Source organism: Rhodococcus sp. 1R11 (assembly GCF_004563845.1).
Taxonomy (GTDB): domain Bacteria; phylum Actinomycetota; class Actinomycetes; order Mycobacteriales; family Mycobacteriaceae; genus Rhodococcoides.
In genome coordinates this window covers 265,132-279,742 of the sequence record NZ_SPNG01000007.1, presented here as the reverse complement: position 1 = coordinate 279,742, position 14,611 = coordinate 265,132, and the positions used below count along the sequence as shown (strand labels likewise).

The window sequence follows — 14,611 nt, the reverse complement described above, 5'->3', positions numbered from 1 at the left end:
GTGCAGACCGGTTACGCGGGAGTGATCGCGAGCCCGACCGAGCCGCTCTTGCCCCTTCGAAGAACGCTGCCCTTCACGGTGAGCCAGCCCAGGATGCCGTACTTCGACACTATCGCCGCGCGCGCTTTCTCGGTGCCGGCTGCATCGAGGATCTCGGCTGTCGCGTCGACTGCGTCGCCCTGGGGTTTGCCGCGCATGTCGCACGGCGCGAGCAGAACCTTCGAGTTGCGGCGAATGCGCTTGACCTTCCACGAATCCGACACCGTCCACACGAGCAGCCGATCTCCGTCGAGCGCACCCCAGAGCGGGGTCGGTACGGCGGTGCCGTCCTTCTTGAACGTCGTCAGCAGTACGTACTTGCCCTTGGCAATGTCCTCGAAGGTGGCAGTCATACAGAGAAGGGTACGTCGCTACTCCCCTCGAGCTCTCCTTCGGTTTCCAGGTACACCTGGCGCAAGCCGTCGAGAACCTGCTTGTCCGGCTCGGCCCACATCTTGCGCTCCGCGGCCTCGAGCAGTCGTTCGGCAATACCGTGCAGTGCCCAGGGATTGGACTGTTGCATGAACTTCTGGTTCTGCTCGTCGAGCACGTACGTTTCGGCCAGCTTCTCGTACATCCAGTCCTGCACGACATCCGTGGTGGCGTCGTAACCGAACAGGTAGTCCACCGTCGCCGCCATCTCGAAGGCGCCCTTGTAGCCGTGCCTGCGCATGGCCTCGAGCCACTTGGGGTTCACCACGCGGGCGCGGAACACTCGCGCGGTTTCCTCCGACAGTGTGCGCGTGCGTACCGATTCCGGACGCGTGCTGTCGCCGATGTACGCCTCGGGCGACTTTCCGGTCAGCGCGCGAACGGTCGCGACCATGCCGCCGTGGTACTGGAAGTAGTCGTCGGAATCTGCGATGTCGTGCTCACGGGTATCGGTGTTCTTGGCGGCCACGGCAATACGCTTGTACGCGGTGCGCATGTCGTCAGACGCGGGTACTCCGTCGAGTCCGCGGCCGTAGGCGAAGCCGCCCCAGGTGGTGTACACCTGAGCGAGATCGTCGTCGCTGCGCCACGTCTTGCTGTCGATCAGCTGAAGCAACCCGGCACCGTACGTTCCCGGCTTGGATCCGAAAATCCTTGTCGTGGAACGTCGCTCGTCACCGTGTTCGGCCAGATCGGCCTGCGCATGTGCACGGACGTAGTTCTGCTCGGGCTCCTCGTCCAATGCGGCAACCATCCGAACCGCGTCGTCGAGAAGGGCGAGCACGTGCGGGAACGCGTCACGGAAGAAGCCGCTGATCCGTACCGTCACATCGATGCGAGGGCGGCCGAGCTCGTCGAGGTCGATCACCTCGAGGCGCGTCACCCGGCGCGAGGCCTCGTCCCACACCGGGGAGACTCCGAGCAGAGCGAACACCTCGGCGATGTCGTCGCCCGAGGTGCGCATGGCCGAGGTGCCCCACACCGAGAGACCGACCGATTTCGGCCACTCGCCGTGATCCTGGCGGTAGCGTGCGAGCAGGGATTCTGCCATGGCCTGACCGGTCTCCCACGCCAGTTTCGACGGCACGGCCTTCGGGTCCACCGAGTAGAAGTTGCGGCCGGTGGGAAGCACGTTGATCAGGCCGCGCAGCGGCGAACCGCTCGGGCCCGCCGCGATGAACCCGCCGTCGAGAGCGTGCAACACCTGCTCGATCTCGCGGGAAGTTCCGCGTAGACGCGGAACCACCTCGGCGGCTGCGAACTTCAAGATCTCTGCGACCACGTCGCCGTGTTCGCCCGCGACGCGCTCGGCCTCGTCCGGATTCCACTGCGTGGCCTGCATGGCCGCGACCAGCCCGTGCGCCACGGCCTCGATGCTGTCGACACGCGTGCGTTCCTCGTCGCCGTCCTCGCTGAGGCCGAGAGCTTCGCGAAGTCCGGGGACCGTCTGTTCGCCGCCCCACATCTGCCGGGCGCGCAGCATCGCCAGCACCAGCTCGACCTCGGCGTCGCCGACGGGCTCCTGACCCAGGATGTGCAGTCCGTCGCGGATCTGCACGTCCTTGATCTCACACAGCCATCCGTCGACGTTGAGCAGCATGTCGTCGAAAACTTCCTCGTCGGGGCGCTCCTCGAGCCCCAGGTCCTTGTGCATCTGAGCCGCGGTCATGAGCGTCCAGATCTGCTGACGAATAGCGGGCAGCTTGGCTGGATCGAGCGCCGAGATATTCGCGTGCTCGTCGAGCAGCTGCTCGAGCCTCGAGATGTCTCCGTAGCTCTCCGCGCGCGCCATCGGGGGTATGAGGTGGTCGACGAGAGTGGCGTGGGCTCGCCGTTTGGCCTGTGTGCCCTCCCCCGGATCGTTGACCAGGAAGGGATAGATCAGCGGCAAGTCGCCCAGTGCAGCGTCGGTGCCGCAGGAGGCGGACATGCCGAGGGTCTTGCCGGGGAGCCATTCCAGGTTTCCGTGCTTGCCGAGATGAACCATCGCGTCGGCCCCGAAACCGCCGTCCTCGCGGGCTGCGGAGATCCACCGGTAGGCGGCCAGATAATGATGGCTCGGCGGCAGATCCGGGTCGTGGTAGATCGCGACGGGCTTCTCACCGAATCCGCGCGGCGGTTGAACCATGATGACCACATTGCCGAATTGCATTGCTGCGATGACGATCTCACCGTCGGGATCGGCAGAACGATCGACGTAGAGATCACCCGGTGCCGGTCCCCAATGTTCGATCACACCCTCGCGAAGGTCGTCGGGAAGCTGCTCGAACCAGGTTCGATAACGGGCCGCCGAAATGCGAATAGGATTGCCCTCGAGCTGGGCGTCGGTGAGCCAGTTGGGGTCCTGACCGCCACGGGCGATCAAAGCGTGGATCAGTGCGTCACCGTCTCGGGCCGCCAGACCGGGCACCGAATCCGGGCCCTCGAGCGGTCCGAGGTCGTAGCCGGCCTCACGCATGTCCGACATCAACGCGATCGCGCTGGCGGGAGTGTCGAGGCCGACGGCATTGCCGATGCGGGCATGTTTGGTGGGATACGCCGAGAACATCAAGGCGATTCGGCGGTCGGCGGCCGGGATGTGTCGGAGCCGCGCATGGCGGACGGCGATGCCGGCGACGCGTGCTGCTCGCTCGTGGTCCGGAACGTACGTGGTGAGGCCGTCGTCGTCGATCTCCTTGAACGAGAACGGAACCGTGATGAGTCGGCCGTCGAATTCCGGGACAGCGACCTGCGTGGCCACGTCGAGGGGCGAGAGTCCGTCGTCGTTCTCGGACCACGTCGCGCGGGAACTCGTCAGGCACAGACCCTGCAGGATGGGAACGTCGAGGGCGGCGAGTTCGGCGACATCCCAGGCTTCGTCGTCGCCGCCGGCCGAAGCGCCGGCGGGTTTGGTACCGCCTGCAGCCAGCACGGTCACGATCAAGGCATCCGCCGACTTCAGCGTCTCCAGCAAGTCGGCTTCCGCCGTGCGCAGTGACGCACAGTAGATCGGCAGTGCGTTCGCCCCGGCGTTCTCGACTGCGGCGGCGAGGGCATCGATGTAGGTGGTATTTCCCGCGAGATGCTGAGCGCGGTAGTACAGAATCGCCACCGTCGGGCCCTCGGAGTGCTGGGCGGAGTTCCGCTCGAGGTGGCCCCACGTCGGCAGGTGTCGAGGTGCATCGAAACCGTGACCGGTGAGCAGCACTGTGTCGGACAGAAAGTTGTACAGCTGCCGAAGGTTGCCCGAGCCGCCCTCGGCCAGATAGTTGTGTGCTTGGGCGGCGACGTTGGCGGGCACCGTGGAGATCTCCATCAGATCCGCATCCGGGGCCTGCTCGCCGCCCAGCACGACCACGGGCAAACCGGTGGCCAGGACGGCGTCGATTCCCGACTCCCACGAGCGGCGCGATCCGAGAATGCGCACGATGATCAGCTCGGCCGATTCGGCCATCGACGGGATGTCCTCGGCCAGCAGGCGGGACGGATTGCCCCACGTGAAATCGGCCCCACTGGCGCGGGCACTGAGCAGATCGGTGTCCGATGTGGACAGCAACAGAAACACGGGTAACGCCCTCCTCGGGGTTTCGCGCCCCTGGATCGGTGAATCGTCCGAGCTCGTCGGTGAGAGGGTCCGACTCCCGCCCCATCCCGAAGGCACGATCCTCGAGAACAGGTCCCGAGAACCATTCCCGACGAGCTGTTCTCGACGAACTACAGGGCGGTCACGGTGGCGCGACCGTACCGGGGTTTCACCGGTTTCCTCCCGGCCGGAGCCGTGAACATCGAATGCTACCGGTGCCGGGACGAGATCGGGCCACCCGTCGCACTTGTAGCCTGGTGAACATGAGTTCGCCCAGTAGGTCCGTGCCCGACGGCTGCCCCGGAGCTCTGTCGACGCACCGCGCGGCGGACGGTCCGTTGGCCAGAATCCGGCTCCCGGGCGGCCTCGTGCTGCCGGAGCAGATGCAGGTCCTGGCCGAGGTCGCGGCCGAGCTCGGTGACGGCTCGCTCGAACTCACGTCGAGGGGCAACATCCAGGTTCGTGCGGTCTCGGACCCGGACGAGCTCGCGAACAGGTTGGCCGCGGCCGGGTTGCTGCCGTCTCCGACGCACGAGCGCGTGCGCAACATCCTCGCCTCGCCGCTGTCGGGCCGGGTCGGCGGACTCACCGACGTCCGCAGTCTCGTCGGTGAGCTCGACGCTGCCGTGTGCGCTCGCCCCGAGCTCGCCGAACTACCCGGCCGGACATTGTTCGCCCTGGACGACGGCCGCGGGGATCTGTGCGGACTCGAACCCGACTTCGGGGTGTACGCCCAGGCCGACGGGTCGTTCGCAGTGCTGTTGGCAGGGCGCGACAGCGGTGTACGCGTCGACCGCCAGCACGTGGTCTCGACTCTGCTCGACTGCGCGGATGCCTTCGTCCGGTTGCGCCACAAGGAATGGCGACTGGCGGAACTGGACGGCGGTGCCGAGCGCATCGTCGACGTGCTCGGCTTGCAGGCCGGACCGGTACTGGCCATGCCCGCGCCGGTCGAGGTGCCGCCGATCGGCTGGCTGGATCAGGACGACGGCCACGTTGCGCTCGGCGCAGGGCTGGCCAACGGCGTCCTCGGCGCGCGGTTGGCCGAATTCCTCGCGGCCGTCGACCGTCCGCTGATCGTGACGCCATGGCGATCGCTGGTCGTGGGTGATCTGGACGAGGAACCGGCCGAACAGGTCGTTCGAGTTCTCGCACCCATGGGCCTGATCTTCGACGCCGCATCACCGTGGATCCGAGTCAGTGCGTGCACCGGATCGCCCGGCTGCGAGAAGTCCCTCGCCGACGTCCGAGCCGACCTCGCGGCCGCGGTCGACGCACGGATGACGCCGCGGGACGAGCGACAGCATTGGTCCGGGTGCGAGCGTCGATGTGGCCGTCCGAAAGGCGAGGTGACCGACGTGATCGCGACAGGAATCGGCTACCAGGTGTCCTGAGCACCCTGAGACCGGCTTCCGACTGAGGGGTCCCTCTCCCCTATCGTGACACGCATGCACGACTACATCCGCGACGGCGCGGAGATCTACCGCCAGTCTTTCGCAACCATCCGCGCCGAAGCGGATCTGTCTCGGTTCACCCCGGATGTCGCCCAGGTCGTCGTGCGCATGATCCATGCTGTCGGTGAGATCGACCTGACCGAGACGATCGGCTTCACGCCCGACGTGGTGGAGTCCGCCCGAACTGCTCTGCGCGCAGGGGCACCCGTGTTGTGCGACGCCAACATGGTCGCCGCCGGTATCACTCGTCGCCGTCTTCCGGCCGACAACGAGGTGCTGTGCACCCTGTCCGATCCTCGGGTACCGGACTTGGCTCGGAGTATGGGCACCACGAGAACCGCTGCCGCGCTGGAGTTGTGGGGTGACAAGCTGGGCGGTGCCGTCGTCGCGATCGGAAATGCGCCGACCGCCCTGTTCCACCTCATGGAAATGCTCGCGGCCGGAGCTCCGAAGCCGGCAGCCATCGTCGGCGGCCCGGTCGGATTCATCGGCGCGGCGGAGTCCAAGGAAGATCTGATCGCCGCCGACCTCGGCGTGGAATATCTGGTCGTTCGAGGCAGACGCGGCGGCAGCCCCATCACCGTCGCTGCGGTCAATGCCATTGCGAGCGAAAAAGAATGAGCTCCAGCGGAAAGTTGTGGGGTGTGGGCGTCGGCCCGGGCGACCCGGAGTTGTTGACCGTCAAGGCCGCTCGCGTGATCGGCGAGGCCGACGTCGTCGCCTTCCACAGTGCTCGGCACGGACGCAGCATCTCGCGCGCCCTCGCGGCCGGTTACATGCGCGACGGGCAGCTCGAGGAACACCTGGTATACCCGGTGACCACGGAGGCGACGGCTCATCCCGGTGGATACCAGGGGGCCATCGACGAGTTCTACGAGTCCGCTGCGGCGCGACTCGCCGCTCATCTCGACGCCGGACGATCGGTCGTGCTTCTGGCCGAGGGCGATCCGCTGTTCTACAGCTCGTACATGCACATGCACAAACGCCTGGCGCACCGGTTCGAGGTCGAGGTGGTTCCCGGCGTGACCTCGGTCAGTGCTGCGTCGGCCGCACTGGCGACTCCACTGGTGGAGCGCGACGAGGTTTTCACCGTCCTGCCCGGCACCTTGCCCGTGAACGAACTCACTCGCCGACTCCGCGGCACCGACGCCGCGGTCATCATGAAACTCGGTCGAACCTATCCGACCGTGCTCGACGCACTGGAACGATCCGGCAGGCTGGACGAAGCGCGGTACGTCGAGCGGGCCAGCACGGCCGAGCAACGCGTCCTCGATGCCGCCGACGCGGACAACGTGCCGTACTTCTCGATGATCGTCGTGCCGAGTCCGTCGAATCGAACCGAAGTTCCCACCAGCACGGGCGAAGTGGTCGTGGTCGGTCTCGGTCCGGGCGACGACGTGTGGACGACGGACGAAGTGCGAGCCGAACTCGCGGCAGCGACCGATCTGGTCGGGTACATCACCTACATCGATCGAGTTCCTCAGCGACCCGGCCAGATTCGGCATGCGAGCGACAACAAGGTCGAATCCGAGCGCGCGGCATTCGCCCTCGACCTCGCCAAACAGGGTCGCCGCGTCGCCGTGGTGTCCTCGGGTGATCCGGGTGTGTTCGCGATGGCGACAGCGGTCATCGAGGTTGCAGCCGAACAGCAGTGGAGTTCGGTACCGGTACGGGTGGTGCCGGGAATGACGGCAGCCAATGCTGTGGCCAGCCGCGTCGGCGCGCCGCTCGGGCACGATTACGCCGTCATCTCCCTCTCCGATCGCCTCAAGCCCTGGGACGTGGTGGCCCGACGGCTCTCGGCAGTGGCCGAAGCCGACATGGCGATCGCGATCTACAACCCGGCTTCGAAGACTCGCACCTGGCAGGTCGCGGCCATGAAAGATGTTCTGCTCGAACATCGTTCACCGGAGACGCCGGTGGTGATCGGGCGCGCGGTAGGCAGTGCGCAGGAATCGGTGCGCACCGTGACCCTCGGCGAACTCGATCCCGAGTCGATCGACATGCGGTGCCTGCTCATCATCGGCTCCTCGATGACGACGGTGGTGGAGACCGGAAGCGGTCCGAGAGTGTTCACGTCGCGGCGCTACCCGTCAGGGAGTGACGCGTAGGCGTTCGATCAACCACCGAGCGGCGGCATCGACCTCGTCGACCGTCGATGCCGAGGTGTCGACGGTCGGTCGCGAGACCATCAGCACGGGAATCGATGCCGATCGCGCCGCGTCCAGCTTGGCGCGGGTCATGTTTCCGCCGCTGTTCTTGGTGACCAGCACGTCTATCCGGTTGTCGGCCAGTATCGCCGACTCGTGCGCGAGGTCGAACGGTCCGCGGCCGAGTTCGACGGTGGCGCGAGGGGGAACGGCACCGGTCGGTGGATCTATCGAACGAATCAGGAACCACGCATCGGCGACTCCGGCGAAATGGTGCACGCCTTGCCTGCCGATGGTGAGGAACACCCGACTACCCGGTTCTATCGATGCGGCCGCCTCGGGTAGGGATGCCACGGTGGTCCACTGGTCGTCCGTCGACGCGATCCACGGCGGCCGGGTCAGCACGAGATGAGCGACACCGGTTGACCGAGCGGCGTAGTCGGCATGCGCGGTGATGGTGGCGGCAAACGGATGCGTCGCGTCGACCAGTGCGTCGACGGCGTTGTCTCGAATCCACTGTGCCAATGCGTCGGCACCGCCGAAACCGCCGATCCTGGTATGGCCCGACACCGGTGCCGGCTCGGCGACGCGCCCGGCCAGCGAGGTGATCAACTCGATCCCGGGCACGCCGGCCACGGCGACGGCGAGTTGCCTGGATTCGGACGTGCCGCCCAGGAGTAGGACCTTCACTGCTCGTCCGCATCCGCCCCGTCGGGCGCACCCGATGGTTTCGTCACGCACCACTGGGTGACCGGCAGTTGTGGTCGCCAGGTGGTGAAGGACCCCAACGGCTCACCCCGGTAGATCTGGAACCGGCGCAGCCTGCCGCCGTATCGTGCCGCTGCCGAGAGCAGCAGTGAATCCGATTCTGCGGTCACCGAATTGGCGACCAATCGGCCACCGGGACGCACGGCCGCCCAGCACCGCTCGATCATGCCCGGCTCGGTCGCCCCGCCGCCGACGAACACCGCGTCCGGAACGCCTGCACTGCCGGGGACCTCGTCGAAAGCTCCGGGCGCGGTGCCGAGCACTGCCAACCCGGGCACCCCGAGCCGTTGTGCGTTGGTCGTGATCTGGTGTCGACGGTCCGCGGACGACTCGAATGTCACTGCGCGACAGGATGGATCGGTGCGCATCCATTCGATGGCGATCGTCCCCGAGCCCCCGCCGACGTCCCACAGGACCTCGCCGGGTCCGGGCGCCAACGCACACAGCGTCAGTGCGCGCACTTCCTGCTTGGTCATCTGACCGTCGCCGGTGTACTGCGAATCGGGCAGGCCCGGAACGCGAGTGAGTCTGGTGGCACCGCGATCTCGAACGCATTCGAGCGCGACGACGTTCAGCGGGTCGGCATCGGCGAACGTCGAGTCCGTTGCCGTCCCCCGGGCGACGCGTTCGGCCGGGCCGCCGAGTTGTTCGAGCACACTCACCGTACTGGCACCGAAACCGTTGTCACGCAACAGGGCACACACGTCACCCGGTGTCGAGCTGCCTCGGCTCAGCACGAGAAGTCGACGACCGTGGCCGAGTTCCGGGAGGACGGTCTCGACCGGGCTGTTCACCAACGACACCGTCGTGGTGTGCGCGAGCGACCAGCCCAGACGGGCGCAGGCGAGCGAAACCGACGACGGTGCGGGATACACCCTCAATCGTTCGGCGCCGAATTCGCGAGCCAGGCTCACACCGATACCGTGAAACATCGGGTCGCCACTGGCCAGCACACACACGGTCCGGCCGTCACAGGAGTCGATCATCGGCCGCAGGCTCGGCAGCAACGGACTGGGCCACGCACGAGCGTCGGCGCACCTGTCCCCCACGCCGGCAAGCTGCCTCGCCGACCCGAAGACGACATCGGCCTGCTCGACCACGACACGTGCGACAGCAGACAGTCCGTCCCAACCGTCTGCGCCGATTCCCACCACGGCGATGGGGTGAGGGCTGGGCTCCGCCATCAGCGCGGCATCCTGCGCCACAGCCATTGCGGAAGCAGTCGCATCGCGAAGAACACCGGGCGAAGAGTGCCGGGGATCCACACCGTCGACTTCCGGCTGCGCAGCGCAGCCACCACCGCGGCAGCCACCTGATCGGGTGTGCTGGACATCGGTGCCGGGTCCATGCCCTCGGTCATGGAACCGATGACGAACCCTGGGCGCGCGAGCAACAGATGAACGCCGCTGCCGTGCAGGGAATCGCTCAGTCCGCTGGCGAAGCCGTCCAGACCCGCTTTGGCCGAGCCGTAGACGTAGTTGGCCCGCCTGACCCGGACACCCGCGACGGAGGAAAAGACCACCAGATCGCCGCTCTTCTGCGCCCGCAGTACCTTCGCGGCGTGGGTGAGGACGGAAACCTGGGCCAGGAAGTCGGTCGTGATCACCTCCAGCGCATGCGCCGCGTCGTCCTCGGCGCGGCTCTGATCTCCCAGAATCCCGAACGCCAACACCACGATTCCGATGGGTCCGTGCCGTTCCACGACGGAGCGCAGGCATTCCTCGTGGGTGTCCATGGCGTTCGCGTCGAACTCCACCGCATCGACGGTCGTCGCGCCTGCCTGCAGCACGAGTGACCTGTGCGTCGCCAGGTCGGAACTGCGCCGAGCGGCCAGTACGACGGTTCGTCCCGGTGCCAGCCGAGTGGCGACCTCGAGACCGATCTCGCTTCGGCCGCCGAGCAACAACAACGTTCCCGAGGCGGGTTCAGATCGTCTGCTCACGCCGAACAGTCTCTCCGATCGAGCCCCGCTCGTGGCAGTCGGGGCACGTCACTACAGTCGAGTCATGGCCGCTACCCCCGCTGACGCGACTGCCCTCACCGACGAGGCGATCGAATTCCTCACCGAACGGCACCTCGCCACGCTGACGACGTTGCGTCCGGACGGCACGCCCCATGTCGTCGCCGTCGGGTTCACCTACGACGCGGACGCGCACGTCGCCCGTGTCATCACCAACAACGTGTCGCAGAAGGCGATCAACGCCGGCCGCGGTGCCTACGCCGCCGTCACCCAGATCGACGGTGCTCGCTGGCTGACGTTGGAGGGCCCTGCCACCGTTCGTGACGACCACGAGTCGGTCGCCGATGCGGAGAACCGATATTCCCGACGCTATCGAGTGCCGCGGGAGAATCCGACTCGCGTCGTCGTCGAGATAGCGGTGCGGCGGGTACTGGGCAGCCGCTCGCTGCTGCGACGCTAGTCGTCCGTCGGCCAGGGTAGAACGGTCAGGTTCGGCCATTCGGTGGTCCACCGCGCGGCTTTCGCTTCGTAGACGTGCCGCATCGGTAATCGCGGATTCGGCCGGACGATCCCTGCGAACAGGTCGTCGAAGCCGTGTGGGGCATAGACGCGGTCCATACCGTGGGAGTCCACGGTGATCCCGAAACAGCACGTGGTCGATACGAAGTGGTCGATGGCATCCTCGGAGCTTCGGTACGGAGCCAACGTTGCTCCGAAATGCTGCTCGTACCACAGGTGTACACGCGCTTGATTGCGCACTTCGACGTCGACCCCGAGGTCGGCGAACATATCGGCCGCGGTCTCGATCACGTCGTTCTCGGCGGCGTACGACAGATCCGTGTCGTCGAAGTAGAAGAAGTCGTAGTCGCGAATTCCGGCTCCGGCATATCGGTCCGCGACGTGGTTCCACACGGTTTGGAACAGACCGCCCGCCGTCAGGTACCAACCCGGGAGCCCGAGCCGCGGCGCACGCCGAAGCACTTCGGCCACAATCGGATTCGCCCTGACTACGGAGACGAACTCGGCCTCACGGCTATCGTTCACACCGGCAGCACGGCCAGTCCGTGAGGACGAAGATTGACCGATTCGCATCCGTCCGCCGTCACGACGACGATGTCCTCGATCCTGGCACCCCACTGCCCACGAAAATAGATGCCGGGTTCGATGCTGAACGCCATTCCCTCGGTGAGAGTGATGTCGTTGCCCGCCACGATGTACGGCTCCTCGTGCACCGACAGGCCGATACCGTGTCCGGTGCGGTGCAGGAACGCCTCTCCCAGACCGGCTTCGACCAACACCTCGCGTGCCGCCGCGTCGATGGACTCCGCGCTCACCCCAGGCGACACGGCGTCGACTGCCGCCTTCTGGGCTCGCTCGAGCACCGCGTACCGGGCAGCGACCTCAGCCGAAGGCTCGCCGAGACTGTAGGTGCGAGTGGAGTCCGAGTTGTATCCCGGCGCAACGGGTCCACCGATGTCGACGACGACCACGTCGCCGGCCTCGACGACGCGATCGGAGACCTCGTGGTGCGGATCGGCACCATGCGGACCGGAGCCGACGATGATGAATTCCGGTGCGGTGTGGCCTTCCTCGACGATCGCCGTCGCGATGTCTGCCGCGATCTCGGCTTCGGTTCGGCCCACTCGGAGCCACTCGCCCATCCGGGCGTGAACCCGGTCGATGGCATGACCGGCTCGACGCAGAGCATCGATCTCGGCGTCGTCCTTGATCATCCGCAGCTGTCGCAGAACGTCTGTCGCCAGCACCGGCACGGTCCCGAAAATCGTTGCCAGCGGCACGAAGTGCAAGGCGGGCATTGCGTCGGCGACAGCGGTCTTGTTGCCGGCCGGTACGGCCGCAGCCACGAGCGCGTACGGATCGACGCCGTCCACCCAATCGACGAGCGTCAGTGACAGGTCCTCGGCGGCGGAGTCACCCAGCGCGGCGAGCTCGAGCCGCGGCACGACGATGCTGGGAGTGCTGCCGTCGGCCGGCACCACCAACGCGATGAGGCGCTCGAACGAGCTGGCCGTGGACCCGATCAGATACTGCAGATCCGGGCCCGGAGTGATCAGTAAGGCGTCCAAGCCTGCGTCCGACGTCAGGCGGGCTGCGCGCGCGAGCCTGGAGGCGTAGACATCGCTGGGAAAACGAGAAGAATCGACACTCATACCTTCAGGCTAATGCCGTACGGCAAGATGAGCCCCATGACCACCCCCGGAAAGTCGCCGTTGCTGCTCCTCGACGGCGCGAGCCTGTGGTTCAGGGCTTACTACGCTCTGCCCGAGTCGATTACGGCGCCCGACGGCCGTCCCGTCAATGCTGTGCGAGGTTTCCTCGACATGATCTCGGCCCTGATCACGCGAACCGAACCGAGCCGATTGGCTGTGTGCCTCGACCTCGACTGGCGTCCACAGTTCCGAGTGGACCTCGTTCCCTCGTACAAGGCTCACCGGGTTGCCGACGCCGCGCCGGATGTGGCCGAGAGCGAAGAGGTTCCCGAGACCCTGACGCCACAGGTGGACATGATCATGGACGTCCTGGCGGCGTTGGGAATTGCCACCGCGGGGGCCGACGGTCTCGAGGCCGACGACGTGCTCGGAACCTTGGCTGCACAGGAACGACGCGATCCCGTCGTCGTGGTCAGCGGCGACCGAGATCTGTTGCAGGTGGCGGCGGACGAACCGAACGAGGTACGGGTGCTGTACGTGGGTCGTGGCTTGGCCAAGGCCGAACTCTTCGGCCCGGCCGAGGTGGCCGAGCGGTACGGCGTCCCGTTGCACCGCGCGGGAGCGGCCTACGCGGAGTTGGCGCTTCTGCGTGGCGATGCGTCGGACGGGTTACCGGGTGTCAAGGGTGTCGGCGAGAAGACGGCCTCCACACTCATGCTGCAGTACGAGTCCGTCGCGGCCCTGCGTGCAGCGGCACTCGATCCGGAGTCGGACATGGCCAAGGGGATTCGGGCGAAGCTGGCCAACGCCGGCGACTACCTCGATGCGGCACTCCCGGTGGTGCGGGTCGTCACCGATGCCGACGTCGTCCTGTCGAGGTCGGACGAGATTCCGGCCGAACCGGCAGATCTCGCGGCACTCGACCGGCTCGCGGAGACCCTGGGAATCCGAAACGCCGTGGACCGCCTCGTCTCGGCGATGGCGGCCACGGCGTCGCGGAATTGACCGGGTCTATTTCGGGAGCGAGACCTCGTAGTCGGCGTCGTCGTTGAGGAAGGTCAACGTCACCTTCTTGAACGCCCCGTCGACCGTCAGAGTGCAATCGACGCTGGCACCCTTCTTGACTTCGATGTTCTGCGGGCACGACACTCCCGAGACGTTCGTGGCACCGTAGGACTCGGTCAACACCGTGCGGATACCGTCCTGAGCGGCTGTCGTATCGAGGGTGGTCGTGCGCCCGAACGCGAAGTACAGCACTGCCGCGACCACGGCCACGACGGCGATGACGGAGCCCGCGATGATCAGTGGCTTCTTGGACTGTGCGCCACTGCGACCGGGGCCTGGCTGCTGGCCCGGGTACTGCCCGGAGTACTGGCCGGGGTACTGGCCCGGATACTGCTGTCCGGGATACGGCTGACCGGGATACTGCTGGTTCGGATTCTGCGCGCCCGCGAAGGGAGGCTGTTGGCCGTACTGGCCGGCACCGAACTGCCCGCTGGCACCGAATTGTTGTGGTGCGTAGGGATTCTGGTAGGCGGCGTCACCGGCAGGCTGCTGTCCGGGCCCCGGATACGGTGCCCCGTACGGCTGTCCCGCCGGGTATTGCGCGGTCGGATTCTGCGCGGTGGGATTCTGCGCGGTGGGATTCTGCGGGTTGTAGCCCTGCGGGTACTGCCCCTGCGGACCCTGAACCTGCTGCGGGTAGGGCCCGGCCGGATACGCGCCCTGGGGGTATTGCCCCTGGGGATACCCGCCCTGCGGATACTGGCCCTGCGCAGATTGCCCCTGTGGAGACGGGCCGTACGCGCCTCCGGAAGGTTCGCCGTACTGCGTGGTCGAGCCGCCGGTGGGCGGCGCGTACTGTCCCCACGCCGACGGAGTCGGAGTCTGCGATTCGGACGTCGACGCTGCGTCGCCGGTGGATGCTTCCGGTGCGTCCTTCGCGGCACCGTCCTGGTCCGGCGTGCGTGACCAACTGTTGTCGGGGTCGGTCGGACCGTATGGGCCGCTCATCTCGCCTCCACTGAAATCTCGAATCCGTCGGGGGTACAGTATCCCGCTTGTCGCTGCGTCCG

The 14,611-nt window shown here is 66.7% G+C and carries 13 protein-coding genes and 1 riboswitch; of the genes, 5 read left to right on the top strand and 8 right to left on the bottom strand.

All coding sequences use genetic code 11. The features are described 5' to 3' along the window. Positions 1–11: 11 nt before the first annotated feature. Both E4P29_RS15030 and cobN read right to left on the bottom strand, forming a co-directional pair. Positions 12–392 (bottom strand): PPOX class F420-dependent oxidoreductase, encoded by a 381-nt coding sequence (locus E4P29_RS15030; protein WP_027497107.1) that lies wholly within the window; start codon positions 390–392, stop codon positions 12–14. Continuing rightward, positions 389–4,015, bottom strand: a complete 3,627-nt coding sequence (cobN, locus tag E4P29_RS15025; protein ID WP_135045846.1) for a cobaltochelatase subunit CobN — start codon at positions 4,013–4,015, stop codon at positions 389–391. The genes E4P29_RS15030 and cobN overlap by 4 nt, the downstream gene beginning before the upstream one ends. Positions 4,016–4,082: 67 nt before the next feature. Next, a riboswitch (cobalamin riboswitch) is annotated at positions 4,083–4,214 on the bottom strand. 82 nt (positions 4,215–4,296) lie between these two features. On the opposite strand from cobN, the gene cobG reads away from it, so the two are divergent. From cobG to E4P29_RS15010, 3 genes are read left to right on the top strand one after another with little or no spacing between them, the layout of a single operon-like run. Continuing rightward, positions 4,297–5,427, top strand: a complete 1,131-nt coding sequence (cobG, locus tag E4P29_RS15020; RefSeq protein WP_135045844.1) for a precorrin-3B synthase — start codon at positions 4,297–4,299, stop codon at positions 5,425–5,427. Between the two features lie 54 nt (positions 5,428–5,481). Further along, positions 5,482–6,108, top strand: a complete 627-nt coding sequence (locus E4P29_RS15015) for a precorrin-8X methylmutase (protein WP_135045842.1) — start codon at positions 5,482–5,484, stop codon at positions 6,106–6,108. Beyond that, positions 6,105–7,598, top strand: a complete 1,494-nt coding sequence (locus E4P29_RS15010) for a precorrin-2 C(20)-methyltransferase (protein WP_135045840.1) — start codon at positions 6,105–6,107, stop codon at positions 7,596–7,598. The genes E4P29_RS15015 and E4P29_RS15010 overlap by 4 nt, the downstream gene beginning before the upstream one ends. Here E4P29_RS15010 and E4P29_RS15005 read toward each other — a convergent pair. From E4P29_RS15005 to E4P29_RS14995, 3 genes are read right to left on the bottom strand one after another with little or no spacing between them, the layout of a single operon-like run. Then, complete coding sequence (locus tag E4P29_RS15005; RefSeq protein ID WP_135045837.1) at positions 7,581–8,327, bottom strand: cobalt-precorrin-6A reductase; 747 nt, start codon at positions 8,325–8,327, stop codon at positions 7,581–7,583. The genes E4P29_RS15010 and E4P29_RS15005 overlap by 18 nt on opposite strands. Beyond that, a complete protein-coding gene (gene cbiE, locus E4P29_RS15000; RefSeq protein WP_245154336.1) occupies positions 8,324–9,616 on the bottom strand; it encodes a precorrin-6y C5,15-methyltransferase (decarboxylating) subunit CbiE in 1,293 nt (430 codons plus the stop codon). Before cbiE ends, E4P29_RS15005 begins: the two co-directional genes overlap by 4 nt. Further along, positions 9,589–10,347 carry an SDR family NAD(P)-dependent oxidoreductase gene (locus E4P29_RS14995; RefSeq protein WP_135045836.1) on the bottom strand — a complete coding sequence of 253 codons (759 nt, stop codon included), beginning with the start codon at positions 10,345–10,347 and terminating at the stop codon, positions 9,589–9,591. Before E4P29_RS14995 ends, cbiE begins: the two co-directional genes overlap by 28 nt. Positions 10,348–10,411: 64 nt before the next feature. Here E4P29_RS14995 and E4P29_RS14990 point away from each other — a divergent pair, with 64 nt between their 5' ends. Then, positions 10,412–10,825, top strand: coding sequence for a TIGR03618 family F420-dependent PPOX class oxidoreductase (locus E4P29_RS14990; protein WP_135045834.1), 414 nt, complete (start codon positions 10,412–10,414; stop codon positions 10,823–10,825). Here the strand turns inward: E4P29_RS14990 and E4P29_RS14985 are convergent. Together E4P29_RS14985 and E4P29_RS14980 are read right to left on the bottom strand one after the other, a co-directional pair. Further along, the gene (locus E4P29_RS14985; RefSeq protein ID WP_245154335.1) at positions 10,822–11,409 is read right to left on the bottom strand and encodes a nucleotidyltransferase family protein; all 588 of its coding nucleotides are present in this window, start codon (positions 11,407–11,409) and stop codon (positions 10,822–10,824) included. The genes E4P29_RS14990 and E4P29_RS14985 overlap by 4 nt on opposite strands. Continuing rightward, the gene (locus E4P29_RS14980) at positions 11,406–12,536 is read right to left on the bottom strand and encodes a Xaa-Pro peptidase family protein (protein ID WP_135045830.1); all 1,131 of its coding nucleotides are present in this window, start codon (positions 12,534–12,536) and stop codon (positions 11,406–11,408) included. Before E4P29_RS14980 ends, E4P29_RS14985 begins: the two co-directional genes overlap by 4 nt. Before the next feature lie 27 nt (positions 12,537–12,563). On the opposite strand from E4P29_RS14980, the gene E4P29_RS14975 reads away from it, so the two are divergent. Beyond that, positions 12,564–13,541, top strand: a complete 978-nt coding sequence (locus tag E4P29_RS14975) for a 5'-3' exonuclease (RefSeq protein ID WP_135045930.1) — start codon at positions 12,564–12,566, stop codon at positions 13,539–13,541. A 6-nt stretch (positions 13,542–13,547) separates the two neighbouring features. Here the strand turns inward: E4P29_RS14975 and E4P29_RS14970 are convergent, their stop codons facing one another. Continuing rightward, complete coding sequence (locus tag E4P29_RS14970) at positions 13,548–14,549, bottom strand: DUF4333 domain-containing protein (RefSeq protein ID WP_135045828.1); 1,002 nt, start codon at positions 14,547–14,549, stop codon at positions 13,548–13,550. Positions 14,550–14,611 lie beyond the last annotated feature (62 nt).